Source organism: Metabacillus niabensis, from assembly GCF_902829255.1.
GTDB classification, from domain to species: Bacteria; Bacillota; Bacilli; order Bacillales; family Bacillaceae; genus Metabacillus; species Metabacillus niabensis.
This window is the reverse complement of sequence record NZ_CADEPK010000253.1, coordinates 1-3,741: the sequence shown is the minus strand read 5'-3', so window position 1 is coordinate 3,741 and position 3,741 is coordinate 1. Positions and strand designations below refer to the sequence as shown.

Annotated in this window: 4 protein-coding genes; all 4 read right to left on the bottom strand. The window is 35.9% G+C overall.

The annotated features are described in order from the left end of the window. On the bottom strand, nt 1-119 hold a 119-nt coding region (locus tag HU235_RS15710), incomplete at its 3' end, for a DUF1292 domain-containing protein (RefSeq protein WP_174880806.1). A gap of 108 nt (nt 120-227) precedes the next feature. After that, nucleotides 228-644: a Holliday junction resolvase RuvX gene (gene ruvX, locus HU235_RS15705; RefSeq protein ID WP_095302919.1), complete on the bottom strand. Its 417-nt coding sequence runs from the start codon at nt 642-644 to the stop codon at nt 228-230. Nucleotides 645-749: 105 nt separating this feature from the next. Continuing rightward, a complete protein-coding gene (locus HU235_RS15700) occupies nt 750-1,034 on the bottom strand; it encodes an IreB family regulatory phosphoprotein (protein WP_095302920.1) in 285 nt (94 codons plus the stop codon). A gap of 83 nt (nt 1,035-1,117) precedes the next feature. Further along, nucleotides 1,118-3,741, bottom strand: a 2,624-nt coding sequence (gene alaS, locus HU235_RS15695; RefSeq protein ID WP_174880805.1) for an alanine--tRNA ligase, incomplete at its 5' end; no start/stop codon positions are given.

Below are 3,741 nucleotides of genomic sequence, written 5' to 3'. Positions count from 1 at the left end.
GGATAATATAAGACATATGATTTTTTAAATTCTTCTGACTCAAACGTAAACAATACTTCACATAATTGTTCATTTCCATTTTCATCAATTACTGTAATTTGTTTTTCTCCATGTTCCATTAATGGTCACCTCATTATTAGTATAACCGCTACTTTATTATCAGACGATTTCTAATCGTTTTTGCATTTCATTCGAAAGAAAAGTCTAACTTCTTTTATAGCAGGGCTTTAGTTTAAACTATCCAAATAACTTTGTAAAATCATAACTGCCGCCATTTTATCAATGACTTGCTTCCGCTTTTTACGACTAACATCTGCCGAAATTAACATCCTCTCAGCCGCCATTGTAGTAAGTCTTTCATCCCATAAAATAACGGGCAAATCAAACTTTTTTTGTAAAATTTGAGCAAATTGTTGACTAGCTTCTGCTCTTGGTCCAATTGTACCATTCATATTTTTAGGCATTCCAAGAACCACTTTCTCAACGCCGTATTCTTTAACAATTTCAGAAAGCCGCCCCATATTATAGTCTCGGCTTTCTTCATTTATTTTAATCGTTTCAACCCCTTGTGCAGTCCATCCGAGTTCATCGCTAATAGCTACCCCAAGTGTCTTTGATCCTAAGTCCAATCCTAATATCCTCATGACTATCCTTTCAATTCAAAAAATAGGTGTAAATCAAAACGCGAAAATCAATAATAATTTTAACAGCCTCTTCACCTACTCGCCAAATTTGGCGATCATCTATTATTATTTAGCATGCTTTGAATTTAATCCATTTTGATTTTGTAAATAAGATTTAACTAATTCCTCAATTAATTCATCTCTTTCTAGCTTACGAATTAAATTTCTAGCATCACGATGGCGAGGAATATATGCAGGATCACCAGAAAGCAAGTAGCCTACGATTTGATTAATTGGATTATAACCTTTTTCCTGTAAAGCGTCGTAAACGGTATAAAGCACTTCATTTACATTTGTTTCGACCGAATCATCAGAGAAATTAAATTTCATCGTTTTATCAAATGAACTCATCATTTGCACCTCTTTCTTAGATTCAACATAGGAATCTACCTACTTTGTCCAATCTTACCTACATTTTACACTACTTTTTATAATTATAAAACGGATTGAACCCATTCTTCGACATACTTCAGTGCTTCTGCTAATTTTTCTGGATTTTTTGCCCCAGCTTGAGCCATTTCTGGACGACCGCCGCCTTTTCCTCCACATTTTTCTGCGACTTCTTTAATTAATTTCCCTGCATGATAGCCTTTATCAACTAAATCCTTCGTCACCCCAGCAACAAGATTTACTTTCCCATCCTCAGTTGCACCTAATACAACGATCGCTGATTGTAATTTCGATTTTAAATCATCCATCATCCCACGTAAACTATTCATATCTTTTGCATGAACAATTGTTGAAAGAACCGTAACTCCATTAATTGTCGTAGCTTTATCAACAATACTATTCGCTTCAAGATTGCCTAGTTTTGCTGTTAATGATTCATTCTCACGTTGAAGTTCACGATAATCAGATAATAGACCTTCAATTCTAGTGACGATATCTTTTGGATTTGTTTTTAATAATTGCGCCGCATCTTGTAGCTTTTCTAATTGACCGTTTATTAGTTGGTATGCAGATTTTCCAGTTACAGCTTCAATTCGTCTAGTTCCTGCACCAATCCCTGTTTCAGATACAATTTTAAACAAACCAATTGTTGCTGTATTATCGACATGGCAACCACCACATAATTCAAGGCTGTAATCACCAACTTGGACAACACGGACAATATCGCCATATTTTTCACCAAAGAGTGCCATAGCTCCCATTTCCTTGGCCTCTGTTAATGATTTATAATCAATGTTTACTGCAATGCTTTTCCAAATTTGTTCATTCACGATTTGTTCTATTTGCGTTAATTCATCTTGGCTTACCTGTCCAAAATGAGAGAAATCAAAACGCAGTCTTTCTGACGTTACCAATGATCCAGCTTGATTAACATGATTACCTAAAACATCCTTCAACGCCTGATGTAATAAGTGGGTTGCAGTATGATTTTTTACGATTCCACTTCGATTTTCTTCTGAGACAATCGCGTGTACAACATCATTTTGTTTAAGAGACCCGCTTTCAATAATGACGTTATGCAGATTTTGTCCGTTTGGTGCTTTTTGTACATCCTTTACCTTTAATTCGACTTGCTCATTCCCCATTGTTCCGACATCAGCAATTTGTCCACCACTTTCAGCATAAAATGGAGTTTTGTCAAGAATTAATTGAACCTCTTCACCTTGTTTAGCTTCGGTAATTGTCTCTCCATCTTTAACGATTACTAAAACAGAAGCATTTTCGACAGCTAATTGATTATATCCTACAAATTCACTCTCTACCTTTATTTCACCAAGGACGCCACCTTGAACTTGCATTGAGTCGACTTTTTGAATTGCTGCACGTGCACGTTCCCGCTGCCCTTCCATCTCTTGTTCAAATCCATCGTGGTCGATTTTCATGTCTTCTTCTTCTGCGTATTCCTCAGTTAATTCAACTGGAAAACCATAAGTATCATACAAGCGGAACACATCTTCACCAGGTATTATGTCGCTACCTTTAGCTTTTTGTTCCTTTATTACTTGACTTAAAATTGTCAAACCTTCATTTAATGTTTCATGAAAGCGCTCTTCCTCGTTTTTAATTACTTTTTGAATGAAATCCGTTTTTGCTTTTACTTCTGGGTAAAAGTCAACCATAATCTCAGCAACAACTGGGACAAGTTCATTCATAAACGGACGATTAATATTAATCTTTTTCGCAAAACGTACAGCTCTTCTCAGTAGCCTTCTTAGTACATATCCTCGTCCTTCATTCGACGGAAGGGCGCCATCACTAATTGCAAAGCTAACAGTACGCACATGGTCTGCGATAACTTTAAACGAAACATCCTTTTCTTTATCTTCACCATATTTTTCATTTGAAATTTGTTCAGTGGCGCGAATAATTGGGATGAATAAATCTGTATCAAAATTTGTTTCAACATTTTGAATGATTGAAACCATACGCTCTAGTCCCATTCCTGTATCGATGTTTTTCTTCGGTAAAGGTGTGTATGTACCATCGGGATTATGATTAAATTGAGAGAAAACTAGGTTCCATACCTCTAAATAACGATCGTTTTCTCCGCCAGGATATAATTCAGGATCTTCTGGATCATTTCCATATTCTTCGCCACGATCATAGAAAATTTCTGTGTTTGGTCCACTAGGTCCTTCACCAATATCCCAAAAATTCCCCTCTAAGCGAATAATTCTTTCTTCTGGTATTCCGATTTTTTTATGCCATAATTCAAATGCTTCCTGATCTTCAGGATGGATTGTTACAGATAACTTATCGGCATCAAATCCAATCCATTTTTCACTTGTTAAAAACTCCCATGCCCATTCAATGGCCTCAACTTTAAAATAGTCTCCAATTGAAAAGTTACCTAGCATTTCAAAAAAAGTATGATGTCTTGCTGTTTTTCCTACATTTTCAATATCATTTGTACGAATGGATTTTTGTGCATTACAAATTCTTGGATTTGCTGGAATAACCCGTCCATCAAAATACTTTTTTAATGTTGCTACACCACTATTAATCCAAAGTAAAGTAGGATCCTCATGTGGGACTAGTGAAGCACTAGGTTCAACTGCATGTCCCTTCTCCTTAAAGAAATCCAAAAACATTTGACGAACTTCAGACG

What these genes read in the sequence shown, in the direction of transcription:
- ruvX (WP_095302919.1), bottom strand. Translation starts at nt 644, where the DNA reads ATGAGGATATTAGGATTGGACTTAGGATCAAAGACACTTGGGGTAGCT.
- HU235_RS15700 (WP_095302920.1), bottom strand. Translation starts at nt 1,034, where the DNA reads ATGAGTTCATTTGATAAAACGATGAAATTTAATTTCTCTGATGATTCG.